This window comes from Desulfovibrio litoralis DSM 11393, assembly GCF_900143255.1.
In the GTDB taxonomy this organism is placed as follows: Bacteria; Desulfobacterota; Desulfovibrionia; order Desulfovibrionales; family Desulfovibrionaceae; genus Frigididesulfovibrio_A; species Frigididesulfovibrio_A litoralis.
Genome location: NZ_FRDI01000010.1, coordinates 63,851 through 85,613, shown reverse-complemented (window position 1 = coordinate 85,613; position 21,763 = coordinate 63,851). Strand labels below are relative to the sequence as shown.

Genomic DNA, 21,763 nt, shown 5'->3' with positions numbered 1-21,763 from the left:
TGGTATATTTTTTATGCTTCTCCAAAAACTATCCTTGATACGCAGTTGCTTGCTGCCACAATGCGGGCAAACAGCCTGTCCCATCCAAGAAACTTGTAATACCACGGGTTTGGCGGAAACAACATTTTCTATTGTAAATTCTGGCAAACCGATTAGAATTCTTTCCACAGGGCGATCTCCTTTCTTTGGTCGGAATCGCGTTTTGCCCTGTTAGGCATACCGCTTTATGGCAGTATGTCTTTTTTATTAGATTTTTTCTACCTGCCCCCGTCTTTGAGGGAGAGCCGACTTACCCCATATTTTTTTGTTTCATACTTACGCCATCGCAAATTTTAAATTCAATATATTGAAAAATTTCGTAAGGTTATTTTAGAAAAATGTGCTAGTTTGCATTTATTATAACGTTATATTTAAAACTATACGCTCCCACGAAATTAACCTTTGTTTCGGTCGACTCCGACTATTCATATAATAAACTTGTTTTTATTATAATCTATAAAAAACCAACGCTCCCACGAAATTAAGTTTATTGGTCGCCTCATATACCTATAATAAAACTTGTTTTTATTATAATCTATAAAAAACCAACGCTCCCACGAAATTAAGTTTATTGATCGCCTCATATACCTATAATAAAACTTGTTTTTATTATAATCTATTAAAAACCCACCGCTCCCCGAAATAAACCTCTTTTGGTCGTCTCATATATTTATAATAAAACTTGTTTTTATTATAATCTATTAAAAAACCAACGCTCCCACGAAATTAAGTTTATTGGTCGTCTCCGACGGGCACGGGGAAAATGTTTTCCCCTTTGCATTCCCGCCATAAGGGGCTAGTCGCCCCTTAACCCCACGACGCAAATACATTAGTTGATGCCTAACGGCATCAAAAGTGGGTACGCACCCTGGTTTCTTTTATTGGCAACTTCGTTTTGCATCTTACAACAATCGTTCCAGTTTAGGCTACCACGTCTCTGTTAACAATTAAAATATCACAAGTAAAACAGCATGTTAAGACTCAAAAAAGTAACACAATGAAAATAAAAATTTTTTTAACATAAGAGGCGACCGAAAGAGATCTATTCTGCTAGAGCAGTATTGCTTTAAAGGGATTATAATATCAAAATAAATACAAGAAATTATCTTAATATTCACAAAAAACTTACGTTTTTAATTGCCATTAAAAGAGAGTATGGTGCGTTCAAACTTTTGATGCCGTTAGGCATCAACTAATGCGTGATGCGTTTGCGGGTACAGGGCGGCAGCCCTGTTGTGGGGTTTGGAAAGGGTTTCACATAAAACCCTTTCCCCCGCCGGAGGCGACCAATAAAATTAATTTCGTGGGAGTATGAAGTTTAAATAAATAATATAATAATTAAGTATAATTATTATGAATAGTCGGAGGCGACCAGTGAAATAAATTTCGTGGGAGCGTTAGTTTTTTATAGATTATAATAAAAACAAGTTTATTATAAATATATGAGACGACGCAAAGGGGTTTATTTCGTGGGAGTATGGGGTTTAAATAGATGATAATATAATAACCGTAAAAATGATTGATTTAAAATTATGTGTCAAAATGTATTAAAATTTTAGCCTTAACTGGGCAAGAGCCTAAAAAAGTTATAATAAAAATGTAATTTTATTATATAAATAGCCGGAGGCGACCAACAGAATTTATTTCTCAAGCGTATTGAATTTTAATAGATTATAATAAAAACGACTGTGTATTTTAAACAACCAATAAAAAGTCTAGACTATTGCTAAAAACACACACAGTGGTTAAAAACACACAAGCTTTAAAAAGTTCATAAAAAAATATCTAAACAAAAACAACATGATACGCAAACCAAGCCAACGGCACAATCTTTGCATTTTAACGCTCAAGAGGTTATTTTTATGTATCAAACTACTATAAAACAACAAGTTTCTTGCAACGGTATAGGACTACACAGCGGAAAAACAATTAATATGACTTTCTGTCCTGCTATAGAAAACAGCGGGATAGTTTTTGAAGTTAAACAAAATGAGATTCCTCAACGCTTAAGCCTTAAACCAAATGCAGTTATCGCAACAGAACTCGCAACGACGCTCGGTCAGGTTGATACTTTCGGAATTCCCCAAAACAGTGTTTCCGTTTCAACAATAGAACACGTGCTTGCGGCTGTGCGTGCTTTAAATATAGATAATATTTTGATTAAAGTAGACGGTTTTGAAGTTCCCGTATTAGACGGAAGCGCCGCCCCTTACCTTATTCTTTTCCAAGAAGCCGGAATAACACAACAAAATGCCATACGCCGAGTTCTGCGTATAAAAAAAGAACTTTCTTTACAAGAAAATGGTAAGTCTATTATCGCCCGTCCTCATAAAGGCTTTTTTGTAGACTATACTATTGATTTCCCTCACCCTCTTATTAAAACCCAAAGATTAAAAATTGAAATTACACCGGAAAGCTTCAAAAAGATTGCTTTTGCACGTACTTTTGGATTTTTTGAACAAGTTGAAGCCATGAGAAAACGTGGACTCGCCTTGGGTGGTTCGCTGGAAAACGCTATAGTGCTTAATCAAAACAGCGTTCTTAACCCCGAAGGTTTACGTAGCCCCGATGAATTTGTACGCCATAAAGTGCTTGATTTCGTTGGCGATATGGCAATGCTCGGCACGCCTTTGGAGGGTTCATTTACCGTTCATTGTAGCGGACACGCTTTAAACAACAGTTTCTTGCGTATGTTGGTTGAACATGAAGACGAATATCTTTTAAACCCCAATGCTCCAAAAACTACACATATTCCAAAGAATAGTCTTAATTCTGCTACTTTCCGCCCTTCTTTTTCTCTTTAAAAAAATATACAACAATAAAAAACAGCGTTGCTTTTTAAGTTAACGCTGTTTTTTTTATTGATAAAAGTAAATTGTAAAATTTGCTTTACTTTCTATATGCAAGCTATATATTTACTAAATATTCCTCAATAAAAACCCTTGTAAAACTCTATTTTGCGTTCTTTTATCATTATTTTATGCTTTGTTTGCATACCGCATAAAATGTCTTACGGCACAAAAACCATCAAACTCAATTCATAACTACTTAAGGAGTTTCCTTAATGACTTTAAAAACATTACTTTTTACAATTTGTTGTTCTCTTGTGATAATAAGTTCTACATATTATAAGTCTGTGGCATCTGAAACAAATTCAACCTCAAACAACAGTACAATAGAAAAGAATATGCCCTTAAATACTGAAAAACAAAATATCGAAAACCAGTCCCCTTATTCAATCACTCGTCTTTCAAACGGTTTAAAGGTCGCTGTGTTTGAAGATATGCGTTTTCCCTTGGTGTCTATACGTCTTTATGTTCATGCGGGCAGTGCTTATGAAAATGAAACACAAGCAGGCATCAGCCACCTTTTGGAACATATGGTGTTTAAAGGCACTGACAACTTTCCCAAAGGACAAATTTCATCAAGCATAGAAAGCGTCGGTGGATATTTAAACGCTGCGACAAGTTTTGATTATACTGTCTATCAAACTGATATGCCTCAAAAAAGTTGGTTAGAGGGGTTAAAAGCCGTTCAAGAGATGGCGTTTAAGGCAACCTTAGACCCCAATGAACTTGAACCGGAAAAAGATGTTATTATCGCCGAATTAAAAAGAAGCGAAGATAACCCGGGTGCCAAACTGTTTAAAATGATGCAAAAAGCAACTTTTAATCAAACAAGTTACGCCCGCCCGATTATTGGTTATGAACAAACAGTGCGTTCCACAAGTTCAGACGACTTAAAAACTTATATTAAGACCCATTATCAACCGCAAAATATGCTTTTATTGGTCGCAGGCAACGTTAAAAAAGAAGATGTAATAAAAGAAGCCGAAGCTTTATTTGGTTCTTTGGAAAATACAAGCAAACTAAGCCCGCCCGAATTAACTCCGCCAAACGCCAAAGCAGGAATAGAAGTTGTTTATGGACCTTGGAACAAAATTTATCTGGCGTTTTCTTTTCCCGCCCCTCCGCAAACCGACCCTCAAGCCACGGCGTTAGACGTGTTTGCTCATCTTTTGTCAGGGGATAGAACTTCATATTTATACAAAAAATATAAATATGACCTTAGATTGGTCGAAAGCATTTCCGCTTCTTACGACGGTTTTGAGCGTACAGGTATGTTAAGCTTTTTTGTAACTCTTGAACCTGATAAATTTGATAAATTTTGGACGACTTTTATTAAAGACCTGCCACAACTTGCCAATTTAAAATTTACCGACCAAGAACTCGCCAGAGCCAAACTTAATATAGAAGACGACTTATTTCGCTCTAAAGAAACCCTCGCCGGTTTAGCCTCTAAACTGGGTTATTTTGAATTTTTCTCTTCAGGCGGAGAAACAGGCGAAAAAACTTATCTGCATGACTTAAACATAATTACGCAAAAAGTTTTAGCTCAAGTTGCCTCTGAGGTCTTAAAACCCGAGGTGATGAATATTGCTATGATCGTTCCGGAAGTTAAACCCGAAACAAAATCAGAAAGCAAGTCTGAAGTTAAACCCGAAACACAAGCTCAAGCTAAAACTGAAATCACAAAAGAGCCAAAACAAAAAAATGTTTCAAACTCAAAACAAAGTTCTCTTTTTGCCGACTTAAACAGTTTGCAAACAAAAATGAGCCAAGACTTAAACTCTAATTGGCAAAGCAAAAACAAAACACAAACCGTTGATGAAACAATACAAGTAGAACAAGCAGAACTTATCGATTTGGGAGCTAATCGCAAGCTTATCTTAATTACTGACAACACAATGCCTTATACGGCAATTAATTTGTTCTTTAATGGCGGAGACTCTCTTTTATCACAAAAAGAACAAGGATTGGCTGCTTTTGTTTCTCAAGCCATTCTTAAAGGGACAAAAACCATGGACGTTACCGCCATAGAAACTTTTAAAGCCGATCGTGCGGCGAGTTTTGGGGCTAGTAGCGGAAGACAAAGTTTTACCCTGAGTTTAAGTCAACCCTCTCGTTTTACCCCTGACATGCTTAAACTTTTAAAAGATACTTTGGAAAACCCTACCTTTAAAGAACAAGAGTTGGCAAGAATTAAAGAAAATCAAATTGCTTCCGTCAAAACCCAAGAAGACCAAGCCTTAGGTTTAGCCTTTAGAAGAGTTTTTCCCTTTTTATATGGGGAACATGATTACGGCAAAATGCAACTTGGAACCTTGGACAGTATAGAAAAAATAAAACGTAAAGATGTTTTAAATTTCTGGAATAAACAAAAAGAACAAGCTTGGGTTTTATCGGTTAGTGGAGCCTTTAACCGAGATGAAATAATCGCCTTTGCCAAGAGCTTGCCTAAACCGACTCAAGCTATTCCAAGCTTAAAAACAGCTCATTTTGTCGGCGATAAAGAACTAAACTTAAAAATGCCGGGGCGTAATCAAGCTCATCTCTTATTAATCTTTGAAACAGACAAGTATATCAGTAATGATACTCCCGCCTTAGAGCTTTTAAATGCTGTTTTGGCAGGACAAAGCGGATTATTATTTAGAGATTTAAGAGATAATCAAGGTCTTGGTTATACCGTTACCTCAATGACTTGGCAGGCTCAACAAGGCGGTTTTATTGCCTTTTATATAGGAACGGAACCAAACAAAATAGCTCAGGCAAAAGATGGTTTTATTAAAATTATCCAAACCCTAAAAGATACAAAATTGGACGAAACGGAATTACAAAGAGGAAAAAATCAACTCGAAGGCGATTATTATAGAGATCATCAAAGCATCGCCTCAAGAAGTTCCGAAGCGGGAAGCATGGCTCTTTTTGACTATAAAATCGACCACCCTCGCCAAAATATAGAACAGGCAAAATCAGTTCAAGCTCAAGACTTACAAAACTTGGCTCGTAAATATTTTGACCTTGAAAAAATGCGAATTGTGAAAGTATTGCCTTAAAAATAAAAACAATAAATTACAGTGTATTCAGCTTATATGTTTTAATAACAAATCGGCTCAATACACTGTTTTGCGTTATAGTTTGAAAATCAGTTTAAGCTTTTTATTTGATATTTTTTGCGTTTTGTTCTAGTCCTAAACAAAATATTGCAAAACTGAGTTTTGTGTTCTTTTTAATCATTTTATGCTTTATTTACCTAGAACATAAAGTGTCCTTATTCGTGATTTTTTGTAAAAATTAACCTCAAACAACTATGTAAATCATAAAGATTATAAAAATTATGCACATATTAAAAAAACTTATTCCTTTTTGCTGCTTGCTTTTGTTGGTTGGCTGTAACAGTTTGGATCTTGGCAAGTTGAATCCTTTTAACTCGGCAAAGCGTGTTTATGATGATAAAGTACCGGTTCAGGTTTTAGATGAATATACTTTTAAAGAGTTTATCGCCCTATTTCCTGATGCTGTAAAAAAACGTGGAATAGTCCAAAGAGATGACGGACGCTTTGAACCTCTTGGCTCTTTAAGCGATAAAGATTATACACCTGCAAGTTATGCCGAAGAATTGCGTCAGCGTTTTGATTATCTTTCTTTTGATTCGGTTTTGGGAGAAGAAAGCTTTAGAACAGCTCAACTTCACAACAACAACCATTGGTCATCTATTAAACCCGATGCACAAACTTTAAATACCGATGCGATTGTTATACGCTGTTCTTATTTGGTTTTTGCGACTTTAGATTGGAATAATAACGGAATTAGAGATTGGCTTGTTGTTACGACCCAAAACCATAAAGCCAACGAAAGTTTAAACCTTACTTTTTGGCTAGTAATTGAAGACCCCGAAGCCCAAGACTTTCTTTCCGCCACTTTACTCGGAATGGAAGAACAAAACGGAATTGGACAAGCGAAATTTTATACTCCAAAAGAGGCGGAAAAACGCTTGGACCTTTTACGAGTAGAATTGCGAGACAGCTTGCGTAAACAAAAATCTTAATTAATATCTGGTGTTTCGGAATAACTAACTGAAACACCATTCTTTTTTAACCTAAAACACTCTATATAAAACAATGCAAAAAAAATTCGATATAATAATTATTGGAGCAGGACACGCCGGCTCTGAAGCAGCAATGGCAACAGCTCGCATGGGTCTTTCTACTTTATTGCTTACGCCAAATTTAGATAGGATAGGACACTTGTCTTGTAACCCCGCTATTGGTGGTTTGGCAAAAGGACATATGGTTAAAGAAATTGATGCCTTAGGCGGACAAATGGGTAAATGGGCTGATGAAGCCGCCATTCAAATGCGTACTTTAAATGAAAGTCGTGGCCCTGCCGTGCGGGCAAGTCGGGTGCAGGCAGATCGCAATATTTATATGAAAGCGGTGAAACGAGACCTGTTTAAAAACCCAAAACTGTTAATACGCCAAGCTATGGTCGAAGAAATACTTTGCGAGGAAGTTAATAAAGCTTCCGATAACCCTTCGTTAAGTTCAGATGAAAAAATCAAACAAGTTGTGGGAATTAAAACCCACTTAGGTCAAATTTATACTGCCAAAGCCGTTTTAGTTGCTACAGGCACTTTTTTAACAGGGCGTATTCATATCGGCGAACAAAGTTTTAGTGCCGGGCGTATGGGCGATGAAGCCGCAAACGCTTTACCTTTGTCGCTTGCCAAACTCGGCTTAAAAATCGGGCGTTTATCTACCAATACAACTCCTCGTATCGCCGCACACAGTATTGACTTTTCTAAAATGGAAATACAACACGGAGACGAAAATCCACGCCCTTTCAGCTTTGAGTCAAGTATGCTGGAGGGTTTAAAACAAAAACAACTGCCTTGTTATATTACTTGGACAAATCCCGAAAGTCATAAAATTGTTCAAGATTCTGTTGCACTTGGGGCTTCGGCGTTAAAATCAGGCGAAATTTTAGGGGCCGAGCCACGCTATTGCCCTTCGATAGAAGATAAAATTACTCGCTTTCCCGATAAGTTAAGACATCAAATTTTTATTGAACCCGAAACACTGGAAGCTACGGAATATTTTCCAAATGGCTTAAATACGGGGCTTCCGCTTGAGGTTCAAGAAAAGTTGGTGCAAACACTTCCGGGTTTGGAAAATGCAGAAATTATTCGCCCGGGTTATGCAATTGAATATGATTATATTGACGCAAGAGAATTAAAGCCAACTCTCGAATGCAAAAAGGTTTCCGGGCTTTATACAGCAGGACAAATTAACGGAACTTCGGGTTATGAAGAAGCCGCCGCTCAAGGTTTGTGGGCTGCCTTTAACATGGTCGCAAAAATAAAAGGTTTAGAGCCTTTTGTCTTAGGTAGAGATCAATCATATATTGCTGTTTTAATTGATGATTTAATTACAAAAGGAACAGAAGAGCCTTATCGTATGTTTAGTTCACGGGCTGAACACAGATTGCTTCTCAGAGAAACAAACGCCGATCAACGCCTTACGGAAATTGGGAAAAACTATGGCTTAGTCAGCGAAACACAATGGCAAAACTTTTGTTTAAAACAAAGTCAATTAAAAGAGTTACAAAACTTTTTGGAAGAAACGAAATTGTCGGCAAACGCTGAAGGACGAGAACTTTTTAATAAGTTAAACGAACCCCTTCCGACAAAAGCCATGAGCTTAACGGAATTATTGCGTCGCCCAAGCATGAGTTTGGAAAGACTTATACCTTTTTATCCTCAACTAGCTGACTATTCAAAAGAAGTTCAGGAAGAAGCCGAGATTACCGCCCGTTATGCCGGTTATTTAGAACGCCAAGAATTTTTGGCACAAAAAGCTAAAACTCGCCTTAATGTGCGTTTGCCTGAAAATTTAGATTATTCAAAAGTATCGGGTTTAACTCGTGAAGCCGTGGAAAAACTCAGTATGGCAAAACCAAAAAACATGGGCGAAGCCTTGACAATTTCGGGAATCACCCCGGCGGCTATCGCTTGTTTGGAGATTTATTTAAAGAAAGTCAACTAAATTATATTGATTAGCTTATTTTTATCTTTTATATAGAATATTATAATTCAATAACACGCAAGAGAGAGGTTGATAAATAGCATGGCTGTACCTGATTTTCAAAGTATTATGTTGCCGTTATTAAAGTTGTCTGCTTCCGTTGAACAATTAAAAAATCAAGACGCAAGGGCTGTTTTGGCTCGTGAATTTAGGCTCTCAACTGAAGATTTAGAAACTGCATATCAAAGTAGTGGACAAAATATATTTAACAATCGTGTAGCATGGGCTTTTGCTTACCTTAAAGCCTCAGGTTTATTAAAAAAAGAAGGGCGTGGTTCATACAGCATAACAGACAAGGGTAAAGAATGTTTAAAAAATCCGCCTGAAAAAATTACAGTACGTTACCTAACTGAAAATTATGGCGATTTGCGAAAAAAGAAAGAAAAAACCAATAGTTCACCAAGCAACTCAATAGAGAATCAGCAAAATAACGTGAATGAAGATACCTGTTCAAAAACACCGGAAGAGCTTCTAGAAGATAATTTTACAATTCTAAACAGTTTAATCAAAGAAGACCTTTATGAAAAAGTAGTTAACGTCTCCAATGATGGATTTGAGCGTTTGATTATTGAATTAATGAAGGGTTTGGGCTATGGCTCAAGAGGTCTGGCAAAACGTGTTGGCGGAGCGGGAGATGGCGGAATAGACGGCATTATTACCGAAGACTTATTGGGCTTAGATACTATTTATCTACAAGCTAAAAGATACGCTAGAGGGAACAATATCGCGGCCGATAAGATCAGAGAATTTGTCGGAGCCATGGACGGAAAAGGTGTTAATAAAGGGGTTTTTGTTACAACCAGCGATTTTACCAAAGCGGCTTTAGAGTCTGCCAGACAAAGTCATAAGAGTTTAAAGCTGATTAATGGTAATGAATTGACAAGTTTAATGCTAGAACACGGAATTGGCACAAGAACATACAAGATTTTTAAATTACAACGTATTGATGAAGATTTCTTTGATAATTTAGACGATTAATAAAATCATATCTAAAATTCCGCCTATTAACTCTTGTTTTAAATATTAAAACAGACTAGGTTATTTTTTAAACTTAGTTTTAATTTAAAATATAACTACAGCCTGATACTTCAAAATAATGCAACTTATCAATAAAAAAGGCTTTCCTTTTACGCCTTTTCTTCCTTGGCTTAAAACCTATAATATGAGGTTGTTTAAAGCCGATTTTATTGCCGGTTTAAGCCTTAGCTTATTAATGGCGCCTCAAGCTATGGCAAACGCCCAACTTGCGGGCTTACCAGCTTATCATGGACTATATGCGTCTATCTTACCCGGTTTTATCGGTGCTTTGTTTGGTTCAAGTCGCCAATTGGTTACCATGCCGGTTGCGGTTATTTCTTTGTTGTCGGCGGCAGCAATCTCGCCACTCGCAACACTCGGCACTTCTGGCTTTATCACCTATATTACTTTATTAACTTTTTTGGTGGGTATAATTCAACTCAGCTTAGGTTTATTGCGTTTGGGTATTTTGGTAAATTTTTTATCATACCCCGTATTAGAAGGCTTTACCAATGCCGCGGCTGTCTTGATCGGCTTTTCTCAAGTCGGAAAACTCCTTGGAATTCAAGTTGAACCCGCCACCAGACAAATGGAAACTTTATTAAAAACCTTGCATGTCGCTTTAAGTTATGTGCATATCCCTACTGTTACAATCGCTGTTTCCACTTTAGCTATTTTATATTTTTCCAAAAAATTTGTACGGTTTTTACCTGATGTTTTGGTGGCTGTTATTATAACAAGTTTATTTTCTTGGGCTTTTGCTTATGAAAAAAAAGAAGTTGTCGCTATTGAACAAATTAAATCAGAACAAGCACACGCCTTAATTAACTCTTTGACAACTATTCATATCGCAACAGAAAAGCTGAATGTTGCCAAAGAAAAATTACAAGAAAACTTAAACAAACAACCTAACACACTTGACGAATCAGCAAAAAACGAATTGCTCTATGAATTAAGTAAAGTAAAGACCGAACTTGAACGCTATAAAAATGATGCTACGCTAAAAAAAGACGCTCTTAGACTTATGCATTTTCGAGAACTAGCTGAAAAAGAAAACACTTCTTTTTATCCTAAAGACCAATTGCCGCCTAATGCTGATTATGGCTGGCGAGTGTGGCAGATTCGTGTAAATGCGATTAACTTTAATGAACCAGATAAAATACCTTTTGATGGTGGCGGGGAAGTTATAGGCTATATTCCTTCGGGTTTACCGCCTCTTGTTTTACCATCTTTTGACTTAAATATGATCTTACAGCTTTTTTCTTCGGCTTGTATTATTGCTTTTATTTCATTTGCCAATTCCATCTCAATGGCTAAAACCATGGCAAATAAAAGAGGATACACCATTGACTCAAATCAAGAATTAGTCGGGCAAGGTTTAGCCAATATCGCCGGCGGGCTTAGTTTAGCTCCGCCTTGTTCCGGGTCTTATTCCGCTTCGGCCGCAAACTTTTTGGGCGGTGCTTACACCAGTGTCTCTACAATGACGGCAAGTCTTTGTATTTTATTGATGTTATTTGTTTTAACCCCGTTTTTATATTACCTGCCCGTTGCCGCCTTATCTATGGTCATTTTTATTTCTGTTGTAAAGTCGGTAAACATTGAAGCGGTTTTAAAAATTTGGACGGCTCGTTGGTATGACGGAGTTATTTCCATATTAACCTTTGTTTCAACGCTGTATTTTGCACCCCATTTGGAAATGGGAATTTTAATCGGGGTTGTTTTAACTATCAGCATTTCTTTTTATCGCACCATGCACCCAAAGATTATTCGTTTAAGTTGTGGACCTGATCTCGTGGCAAGAGATGCCGAATATCACCAACTTGCGGAATGTGAACATATTTTGGCTTTATATTTTCAACAAGATTTGATTTATTCCAATGCTTCCGTTTTGGAAGAAAAAATTTTAGAGCGTATGGACGCAATGCCCAAACTCAAACATCTTCACCTTCAGTGTAACGGAATGAACGATATTGACGCTTCGGGGGCAGAAACTTTGCTTAATATCATAACTATGTTACACAAATCAAATATTAGTGTCTCTTTAAGCGGTTTAACCGGCGAAGTTGCCGACGTTGTTTCACGTACGGGTTTATTGGCAAAAATTGGTCCGGGAAATATCTTTAGAGGGCTGAAAGATGCTATTTGTACAGTGCATAGACGCTTACACCCTAATGGCATATATTGCAAAAGTTGTCCTTGGAACGGTTATTGTAATATTCCGGCAAAACAATGTACCAGCGTCTGTGGCTTAGACACTTAAAGCTTGTTTTACTTTATAGGTTTTTTATATGATTATTTTTACATGGTTAACTGATTTATTCGATATTTTACACCACTATATTGAACACCCTAAAACAGAAAGATTTATTTCTATTTCTTTGGTTATTATTTTTCTTGTTGGCATTTTGGGAATAGAGCTCAACAGACAGGGTCTTTTGCCTTTTTCTCTTGCCAAGTATACGCCCGATAACCACTTTCAATCGGTTAACTTGGCTTTTACTTTAATTCTTGCCTTAGAAGTAATTGCCTTGGTGTTTGCGATTTCCAATTCTGTTTCACGAGCGATTGGTAAGCAACTTGAAATATTATCTTTAATTTTTTTACGAGACGCCTTTAAAGAAGTTTCAAAACTTGGCGAACCTATTAATGCTGAGGCTAATATGGAAGCAATTGTCCATATTGCCTTATATGGTGTTAGTGCTTTATTAATTTTTATCTGTATCAATATTTATTACCGAATTCAAAGCAGTCAAAAGCTCATACGCAACCCGCTTGATAAATTGTATTATGTCATGGCAAAAAAAGTCATTGCCTTGTTTTTGTTTTTTGCCTTTATCGGCATGGCGTTTTGGGTGGTTTATGCCAAACTTAACTATGATATAAACATTCAATTTTTTGAAGGTTTTTATACCATCTTGATTTTTGCGGATATTTTATTGGTTTTAGTCGGACAAATTTTCATGCACACATATTACGCGGCCTTCCGTGCTTCGGGCTATGTTGTTACAACTATGTTGATGCGCCTCGCTATCGGGGCTCCCGAATTGTATGATATGGCATTAGGTCTTTTTGCCACCCTTTTTTGTCTGGCTCTTACTTGGGCAACAACTCGCTTTTCTTCTAACAGCCAAAAAACATGAAATAGAATTAAACCCTAAGCTTAACCCTTTACTATTTTTCAATGAAGACGTAAAATGCGTTTTTTCAGATTTAAACAATTGATATTTTTAAAATATAATCAACGCTTTATATTAAAACAATAAAATGAGTACATTAAAAATGTCTCAAAAAAATTAACAAACAGTGAGCAATTAAATGTCCACAGACAATTTACAAGAACCGACTTTACCTAAAAGCTATGAACCTAAAGAAATAGAACAACGTTGGCGTAAACATTGGGAAGATAACAAAAGCTTTACTCCTGATTTAGATAGTGATGCACCAAGTTATTCTATTGTAATTCCACCGCCTAACGTTACCGGCTCTTTACATATCGGACACGCTTTAAACCTCACCCTCCAAGATATTTTATGTCGCCACGCTCGCCAAAAAGGCAAAAAGGTTTTATGGGTACCCGGAACAGACCACGCAGGGATAGCCACTCAAAACGTTGTTGAACGCCAACTCGCAAAAGATGGTAAAACACGCCACGATTTAGGGCGCGACGCTTTTATCGAAAAAGTTTGGGAATGGCGTAAAGAATATGGCGGAAGAATCTTGGAACAAGTGCGTTTTATGGGGGCTTCGGTCGCTTGGAGTCATGAACGTTTTACTTTAGACGAGGGGCTTTCAAAAGCCGTTAGGCAGGTTTTTGTTAAATTATACGAAGATGGTTTAATTTATAAGGGTAATTATATAATAAACTGGTGTAATCGTTGTCATACTGCTTTAGCTGATGATGAAGTTGAACATACCCCACGTAAAACCAAACTTTGGCATTTACGCTATCCTTTGGCTGATGGTAGCGGTTCTGTTGTAATTGCAACCACTCGCCCCGAAACCATGTTTGGCGATTCTGCTGTTTGCGTCCACCCTGATGATGAACGTTATCAAGCCCTTATCGGCAAGATGTTAAAGTTGCCTTTAACCGATAGGTTAATTCCAATTATAGCCGATACTTATGTTGAGCGTGAGTTTGGAACCGGGGCTTTAAAAGTAACCCCTTCGCATGACCATAATGATTGGAATTTAGGTAAAAAATATAATTTAGAGTTTATTCAAGTTATTGATGATAATGGAATAATGAATAACAAAGCGGGAAGTTTCGCTGGCTTATCAAAAGAAGAAGCCCGAAAACAAGTAGTCGTCGCTTTAGCCGAACAAGGCTTTTTAGAAAAAGAAGAAGACTACGAAAACAGCGTAGGTCTTTGTTATCGTTGTCAATCTGTTATAGAACCGCATGTCTCTATGCAATGGTTTGTCGCTACTAAAAGTTTAGCGGAACGTGCCAGAGCGGCTGTTCCGGCTCAAACTCAAATATTCCCCGAATCTTGGGCAAAAACTTATTACAACTGGCTCGATAATATCAGAGATTGGTGTATTAGTCGTCAAATTTGGTGGGGGCATCGTATCCCTGCTTGGACTTGTGCGGATTGTGGACTTTTAACGGTCGCAACGGAAGCTCCTGAGCGTTGTGCTTGTGGCTCGACTCGTTTAATTCAAGAAAGCGATGTTTTGGATACTTGGTTTTCTTCCGCCCTTTGGCCTTTTTCTACCTTAGGTTGGCCTGAAAAAACAAAAGAATTAGCCCAATTTTACCCAACTTCCGTTTTGGTTACTGCCTTTGACATACTCTTTTTCTGGGTAGCCAGAATGATGATGATGGGCCTACATTTTATGGATCAAGTCCCCTTTCATCATGTCTATATTCATGCCCTCGTGCGAGACGCCGACGGTAAAAAAATGTCTAAATCAACGGGCAACGTTATTGATCCGCTTGTTGTTATTGATAAATATGGCACGGATTCTTTACGCTTTACTCTGGCGGCTTTTGCGGCAATGGGGCGTGATATTCGTTTATCAGAAGAACGCATTGAAGGTTATCGCCACTTTGTTAATAAAATTTGGAATGCTGCTCGCTTTGCACTCATGAATATGCCTGCAAAGGGTGAAAAAATGCCTAAGCTTGAGCTTGATAAGGTTCAAGGCTTACATCATCAATGGATTTTACATCGCTTGGAAGAATTAAAAATCAGCGTTGACGAAGCCATTGCGGAATATCGTTTTAATGAAGCGGCTCAATCTTTATACCGCTTTATTTGGACTGAGTTTTGCGATTGGTATCTTGAGTTGGTAAAACCTGAGTTCTTTAGCGAAAAAGCCGAAGACAAACAAGTTGCTCAAGCTGTTTTATCAACCGTACTGGCTGAAACCATGATTTTATTACACCCATTCATGCCTTTTGTAAGTAGTGAAATCTATAAGGTTTTACCAAATACGCCAAATGATGCTGATTTATGTAAAGAGTTGTACCCAACAGCTCGTCCAAATTGTTTAAACGCCACCAAGGCTCAACAAATGAATCTAATTCAAGAGATTATTGTTGCCGTCCGCACGATCAGGGCGGAACTTAATATCTCGCCTGCTTTAAAACTCGATGTTACAATACGTCCGCTAGACAATGAAACTGCGACATTAATCAACGAAAACGCTAAAGTTATTTGTACTTTGGCACGCCTTGAAAACCTAAACGTTGATCAAAAACTTGAACTTGCACCATCAACGGCAAAGGCAAACGCAAGTAGCGTTGTTGAAGGTAACGAGGTTATCGTATCTTTACAAGGTGCGGTTAACTTTGAGGCTGAGCTTGCCCGCATAGATAAAGAAATGGGTAAGCTAAACAAAGAAATCGAATCACTTGCAAAAAAACTTGCCAATGAGAGTTTTTTAGAAAAAGCCCCGGCGGAAGTTGTTGCCAAAGATAAAGAGCGTCTCAGCGGTTTGGTAGACAATAAAACCAAACTCGAAAGTTTAAAACAAAAGTTTGAAACCGCCTTAAAATAGTTTTTTCTGATTTTTATTTGTCGTTTACAGCAAAAATTCTTTTCGCCTTAAATATAAGACTTAGATTAATAAGCTAGGAGCAATCATGCAAAATAATGTTATTGGAAAAGTTTATCTTATTGGTGCCGGTCCCGGAGACCCGGGCTTGCTTACGTTAAAGGCAAAACATATTTTAGAAAACGCCGACGTAATTGTTTATGATTATTTAGCCAATGAGTTTTTCTTAAGCTTTGCCAAGCTTGATGCCGAGCTGATTTATGTTGGAAAAAAAGGCGGAGATCACACCTTAACCCAAGATAAAATCAACGAATTAATCGTTAATAAAGCCAAAGAGGGTAAAGTTGTCGCAAGGTTAAAAGGTGGCGACCCTTATATTTTTGGACGTGGCGGAGAAGAAGCCGAAGAATTACTCGAAGCCGGCGTTTCTTTTGAAGAAATTCCCGGAATTTCAAGTACTATCGGAGGTCCTGCTTATGCGGGAATTCCTTTAACGCATAGAGATTATTCCTCTTCTGTCTGTTTAATTACCGGGCATGAAGATGCAAATAAAACAGATTCCGTCCATAACTGGAAGGCGTTAGTTGATAGTGCCAACACTTTAGTCTTTGTTATGGGGATGAAAAACTTACCGGACATTTCTCGAAAGCTTATCGATGCCGGAATGGATAAAAACATGCCTGCGGCTTTAGTTCGTTGGGGAACAACCGCTCGCCAAAGAACTTTGGTTAGTACAATCGCCAATATTCCCGAAGATGCCGTAAAACAAGGTTTTGCTGCGCCTTGCGTAATTATTGTCGGAAATGTCATAAAACTGCGTGAAAAACTGAATTGGTTTGAAAAACGCCCCTTGTTCGGAAAAAGCGTTGTCGTTACCAGAGCCAGAGAACAAGCTAGTGGTCTCGCCCATAGCTTAACAGAACTCGGTGCGGAAGTAATTCAGTTCCCTACTATCGAAATTACACGTTTAGCTGATTATTCGGCTGTGCATAACGCTATCAACAAGTTAGACAGTTATGATTGGGTTGTTTTTACGTCTGTAAACGGCGTAAAACACTTTTGGCATGAACTGCGTTCTTTAGGTAAAGACGCCAGAGCTTTTAAAAACGCTCGCCTCGCCGCTATCGGACCGGCAACCGCCGACGCTCTTATTGAAAAAGGCTTAGTACCTGATTTTGTTCCCGAAAGCTATGTGGCAGAAGGTGTTGTCGAAGGTTTAACAAAGCTAGGCATGGGCAATAAAAAGATCCTGATCCCCAGAGCTTTAGTTGCCAGAGAAGTTTTACCCGAAGAATTAATTAAAGCCGGTGCAACTGTAGAGATACTGCCTGTTTATGAAACTAAACCCGGAGCCGCCAAAAAAGAAGCGGTTTTAAAAGCGATTGAAAATAAAGAGTTAGATTGTATCACTTTTGGCTCATCATCAACAGTTGATAACTTTTTCAGCTTAGTTAGCCCTGAGTTATTAAAAAAACACCCTGAAATTAAACTTGCTTCTATTGGTCCGATTACAGGAAAAACTTTGGAAAAATATGGGGTTCAAGTCGCCATTGAAGGTAAAGAGTTTACCATTCCTGCTTTGGTTGAGGCGATTGTTGCCTATTATGCCAACTCAAAATAGTCTTTTTTTACCTTAACTTTAAAAATACTTAAAAATAAACTCATGTCAAAAAACACTCAAAGCCCTGTTTTTAGCGTCCGTCCTGAGATAAAAGACTTTTCCCCTTATGTGGCGGGTCTTTCCATTGATGAGATTCGAGATAAATATAAATTAGAAAAAGTAATTAAATTAGCGAGTAACGAAGCCCCGTTAGGCACTTCGCCTTTAGTACAAAAAGCTGTGGAAAAACACCTTGGCTTTTCCTTTCGTTATCCTCAATCTGGCAACCCACGCTTAAGAGAGGCGATTGCCAAACACTACAAACTAAAGCCTGAACAAATTGTAGTCGGTAATGGCTCTGATGAAGTTTTAGACTTGTTAATTCGCATTTCTGCCGTGCCAAAAGAACATAATATCTTAACCTTTAAGCCTTGTTTCAGCATTTATACTCTGCAAACCAAATTAGCGGGCGTTGAGTTAAGAGAAGTCGCTTTAAACTCTGATTTTAGCTTTCCTTTAGAAAAATTCGTTCAAGAAGCCGATGCGAATACGCGCCTCGCCTTTATCACAAGCCCTGACAACCCTTCGGGACATACGGTAGCAAAAGCCGATTTGTTGTTTTTATTAGATAAATTGCCAAAAACTTGCCTGTTAGTTGTTGACGAAGCCTATATGGATTTTGCTGATGACGAACAAAAATATTCGTTGTTATCAGAGTTAGATAACCACCCGAATTTAGTGATTTGTCGTACTTTTTCCAAAAGCTACGGTTTAGCGGGGCTGCGCATTGGTTATGCCATGCTCTCTGCTGAACTTGCCGATTATTTACAGCGAGTTAGATTACCTTTTAGCGTAAATATTCTCGCCGAAGAAGCCGCTCTTGCCGCCTTGGAAGATAAAACCTTTTATAAGCTGACTTTAGAAACAGTGCATAAAGGGCGTGTTTATTTAAAAGAAGAACTAGAAAAACTTGGCTGTAAAGTCTATCCGAGTCAGGCAAATTTCCTTATGTTTCAACTTCCGCAAAGCACAAAACACACGGCTTTAACTTTATTTGAACATCTTTTGAGTCGTGGTGTAATTATACGCCCCTTAAAGAGTTATAATTTATTGACTCATTTAAGGGTAAGTGTGGGTTCTCCCGAAGAAAATGTTATTTTTATTCAAGAACTTAAAAAAGCTTTGGCTTAATTTGTTTTTTACGCTTGTTGTGATAAAAGAGAGCTTTTAATGAAAAAAATCATTACCCTTGATGGTCCGGCGGGAGTAGGAAAAAGTTCCCTCGCCTCTGCTTTAGCAGGTAGGCTTAAACTCGCTTATTTAGATACCGGAGCGATGTTCCGTGCTATCGCCTTAAAATTAGGGGCTAATGCTGTTAATCTTAGCGAAACCGAATTGAAACAGAGTTTGTCAGAATTTACTTTTGAATTAAGCGGTAGTGGTGCGGAAACAACTTTAAAAATGAATGGCGTAGCTATTGGCGAAGAAATTCGCAACGAAGAAGTCGGAACAATGGCGTCAAAAATCGCTCCGCTTGAGCTTGTGCGTAACGCCTTAAGAGAACAACAACAAGCCCTGGGGCAAAAGTTTGATTTAGTAGCGGAAGGACGAGATATGGGGTCTGTTGTCTTCCCTCAGGCTCCGTTTAAGTTTTTTCTTGATGCCTCGCCCGAAGTTAGAGCCATGCGACGTTTTAAACAATTAAAAGCCCAAGGTAAACCAGCTGATTTAATTGTTTTAACAGAACAAATCAAAACCCGAGATGCCGCCGACCGCAACCGCCCTATCGCCCCGTTAAAACCCGCCGAAGATGCTATTATTGTTGATACTGGCGAGTTAACTCTTGAGGGTGTATTAGACGTTTTGTTGAAAAAAATAAATCAGTAGAGAGAAAAGGTGTGGTTGTTTGATAACGATAGAAAGTATACTGAATTATTGTACAGACATCTTAGATGGAGTAGTGTTAAATAAAAATTGGGGTGAAAAGGCAATTTTTTATAATCCTCAAGGCACTCTCAGTAAAGGAGTGTATATCCTTACAATAAAAGAAAAAGATGGCTTAAATGATAAATCGTCAAACATAAACAGGGAAAATGTTTTTAGAGTAAATATTGGTATTAAAAAAGAGACTTTTATAAAGATGTTTTCATATATACCGACTAGACCTCCAGCGGGTGGTATTGTTCAAATGGACTATGACTTTACTAAACTTGACACAATAATGCCACACCCTGTTTATGCGTGGATGTGTTGGATTTGTGTGCTTAGTCCATCTTCTGAAACATTTGAAAAATTAAAGCCATTTATTAAAGAATCATATATATATGCCCAAGAAAAATTTAGAAAGAGAAAATAAACCTAATCATTAATCAAAACTTAACCTTCTCAAGCGTTTGCGTCTTTAAATCAAAAATCAAATATTGGGCTTGAAGAGCTTCGTTTTTTTTCTTTTTGATGAGTGCTTCCTGCGTAAAGGTCAGCATTAAAGAAGCGGCAAAGGCAACCGTTGGGGCGGGCGTACCTATTTTATCTTCTATGTTTGCACTTGTGCCTAGAAATTGAGCGGGGTTTATTGTCGCCTCGCCTGCTATAAAAGGCACTAAACTAATATAGCCACTAAAACCCGCAATCGCTCCCGTTACTACGTTTAGCTTCGCTTTAGTCGCTGCTTGTTGCAGGTGCATACGGTTTTTTAATCCGCCAAGGGCATCAATCACTAAATCAAAGGGTTGAGACTGCATCACCTCATACATGCTGCCTGCATCTAAAAACTGATTTATAACTTTAAAATCAACCGCTTGATTAATCTTTTTAGCATGTTTAAGGGCGGCGTCTGTTTTAGCTTTGTTTAAACCGCCAAGCGTACACAGTAGTTGTCTGTTTAAATTGCTTTCTTCAAACTTGTCGCCATCAACAGCCAAAATACTACCCACGCCAAGCCTCAACAAAAAGTCTAAACAATGCCCGCCTAATCCGCCTAAACCAATTAACAAGACGCTACTCTCTTTTAACAAAAGTTGTTCTTCCAAGCTGATAATGTCTAGGTTGCGTTTATAGCGTTCGGGCAAAATTTTATTTCTTAAAGCGAGCAGTTCTAAGGCTTTTAAGCTTTGTCCCGTGCTTTTAGCTAAGGATTTAAGTTGTTTTAAAGAAATAAAAGAACGTTGATGTTTTTCAAAATTTTTTTGAGCATAAGTCTGCATTTGGTTTATAATAGACATAAAGACTCTTTTGTTTTATTGATTTTTGGTCTGCTTAAAGATATTTTAAACAAAACAATATTATTTAAAAGGCTTTTTTATCGTGATAACTACTTTACGCCAATATTTACCAAGTTTAAAGCAACAAAAGCTCCTTATTCTAGGCGATGTAATGATCGACCAATATCTCAAGGGTGATGCGAGTCGAATTTCTCCCGAAGCCCCTGTTCCGGTTGTGAATATTCAAAGCGAAGAGTCTCGCTTAGGTGGAGCCGGTAACGTAGCCGCCAATATTAAAGCCTTAGGTGGCTCGCCCATCTTATGTGCTGTGAGTGGGGTGGACAGTAGTGCTACTTTGTTAGCTGAATTACTTCAAGCCAAAGGCATAAACAACGAACTTGAACAAAGCGTTGAATGCGTTACCTCTATTAAAACCAGAATTATGGCGAGACATCAACAAGTTTTACGCTTTGATAAAGAAAAAATTGCTCCAGTTCAAGGCGAACTCTTAGAAAACGTCTTAATCAGAGTTAAAAAATGTTTAAACGAAGTCTCGGTAATTATTATTTCTGATTACGGAAAAGGGCTCATTACCGCTTCTTTAATAGAAGAAATAAAGAAATATTGTTTGAGCTTGGCTAAAGCACCTTTGATTTTAGTAGACCCAAAATCGCCTAATTACGCCAACTATCAAGCTGTTGACTTGCTCACTCCCAATAATAAAGAAACCGCCGAAGCGGCGAACTTACCTGCCGGCACAAAAGATGAAATTTTAACTGCGGGTTTTCGATTATTTGATACATTAAAATGTAAACATTTGTTAACGACTCTTGGTTCAGATGGTATGGCATTATTTATTAATAAAAACGAGGTTTGGCACTTACCAACTATGGCAAGGCAAGTGTTTGATGTAACCGGTGCGGGTGATACAGTTATCGCAAGCGTTGGTTTAGGTTTAGCGGCGGGCATGGATTTATTGAC

The 21,763-nt window shown here is 37.8% G+C and carries 14 protein-coding genes; 13 read left to right on the top strand and 1 reads right to left on the bottom strand.

The features are described 5' to 3' along the window. Window positions 1-1,901 precede the first annotated feature (1,901 nt). The 12 genes from lpxC to BT999_RS09565 all read left to right on the top strand — a co-directional run bounded on the left by lpxC (window position 1,902) and on the right by BT999_RS09565 (window position 19,938). Window positions 1,902-2,843, top strand: a complete 942-nt coding sequence (lpxC, locus tag BT999_RS09620; protein WP_072697579.1) for a UDP-3-O-acyl-N-acetylglucosamine deacetylase — start codon at window positions 1,902-1,904, stop codon at window positions 2,841-2,843. Window positions 2,844-3,103: 260 nt separating this feature from the next. Beyond that, entirely contained in the window at window positions 3,104-5,935 is a 2,832-nt protein-coding gene (locus BT999_RS09615; RefSeq protein ID WP_245791007.1) for a M16 family metallopeptidase, read from the top strand. Between the two features lie 281 nt (window positions 5,936-6,216). Then, the gene (locus tag BT999_RS09610) at window positions 6,217-6,927 is read left to right on the top strand and encodes a hypothetical protein (protein WP_072697578.1); all 711 of its coding nucleotides are present in this window, start codon (window positions 6,217-6,219) and stop codon (window positions 6,925-6,927) included. 73 nt (window positions 6,928-7,000) lie between these two features. Then, complete coding sequence (gene mnmG / locus BT999_RS09605) at window positions 7,001-8,923, top strand: tRNA uridine-5-carboxymethylaminomethyl(34) synthesis enzyme MnmG (protein WP_072697577.1); 1,923 nt, start codon at window positions 7,001-7,003, stop codon at window positions 8,921-8,923. Window positions 8,924-9,004: 81 nt separating this feature from the next. After that, the gene (locus tag BT999_RS09600) at window positions 9,005-9,940 is read left to right on the top strand and encodes a restriction endonuclease (protein ID WP_072697576.1); all 936 of its coding nucleotides are present in this window, start codon (window positions 9,005-9,007) and stop codon (window positions 9,938-9,940) included. Window positions 9,941-10,058: 118 nt separating this feature from the next. After that, the gene (locus tag BT999_RS09595) at window positions 10,059-12,242 is read left to right on the top strand and encodes a SulP family inorganic anion transporter (RefSeq protein ID WP_072697575.1); all 2,184 of its coding nucleotides are present in this window, start codon (window positions 10,059-10,061) and stop codon (window positions 12,240-12,242) included. 28 nt (window positions 12,243-12,270) lie between these two features. After that, entirely contained in the window at window positions 12,271-13,122 is an 852-nt protein-coding gene (locus tag BT999_RS09590) for a hypothetical protein (protein WP_072697574.1), read from the top strand. 175 nt (window positions 13,123-13,297) lie between these two features. Beyond that, window positions 13,298-15,985: a valine--tRNA ligase gene (locus BT999_RS09585; RefSeq protein ID WP_072697573.1), complete on the top strand. Its 2,688-nt coding sequence runs from the start codon at window positions 13,298-13,300 to the stop codon at window positions 15,983-15,985. 85 nt (window positions 15,986-16,070) lie between these two features. Next, entirely contained in the window at window positions 16,071-17,603 is a 1,533-nt protein-coding gene (cobA, locus tag BT999_RS09580) for a uroporphyrinogen-III C-methyltransferase (protein ID WP_072697572.1), read from the top strand. Window positions 17,604-17,645: 42 nt separating this feature from the next. After that, on the top strand, window positions 17,646-18,773 hold the full coding sequence (gene hisC / locus BT999_RS09575; protein WP_072697571.1) for a histidinol-phosphate transaminase: 1,128 nt from the start codon (window positions 17,646-17,648) through the stop codon (window positions 18,771-18,773). A 39-nt stretch (window positions 18,774-18,812) separates the two neighbouring features. Continuing rightward, a complete protein-coding gene (gene cmk / locus BT999_RS09570; protein ID WP_072697570.1) occupies window positions 18,813-19,469 on the top strand; it encodes a (d)CMP kinase in 657 nt (218 codons plus the stop codon). 19 nt (window positions 19,470-19,488) lie between these two features. Next, complete coding sequence (locus BT999_RS09565) at window positions 19,489-19,938, top strand: DUF6194 family protein (RefSeq protein ID WP_245791006.1); 450 nt, start codon at window positions 19,489-19,491, stop codon at window positions 19,936-19,938. Window positions 19,939-19,951: 13 nt separating this feature from the next. Here the strand turns inward: BT999_RS09565 and BT999_RS09560 are convergent, their stop codons facing one another. Beyond that, window positions 19,952-20,803, bottom strand: coding sequence for a HesA/MoeB/ThiF family protein (locus BT999_RS09560; protein ID WP_072697569.1), 852 nt, complete (start codon window positions 20,801-20,803; stop codon window positions 19,952-19,954). An 82-nt stretch (window positions 20,804-20,885) separates the two neighbouring features. On the opposite strand from BT999_RS09560, the gene BT999_RS09555 reads away from it, so the two are divergent. Beyond that, window positions 20,886-21,763 (top strand): bifunctional heptose 7-phosphate kinase/heptose 1-phosphate adenyltransferase (locus BT999_RS09555; RefSeq protein WP_143145540.1); only part of this gene is annotated, 878 nt, incomplete at its 3' end.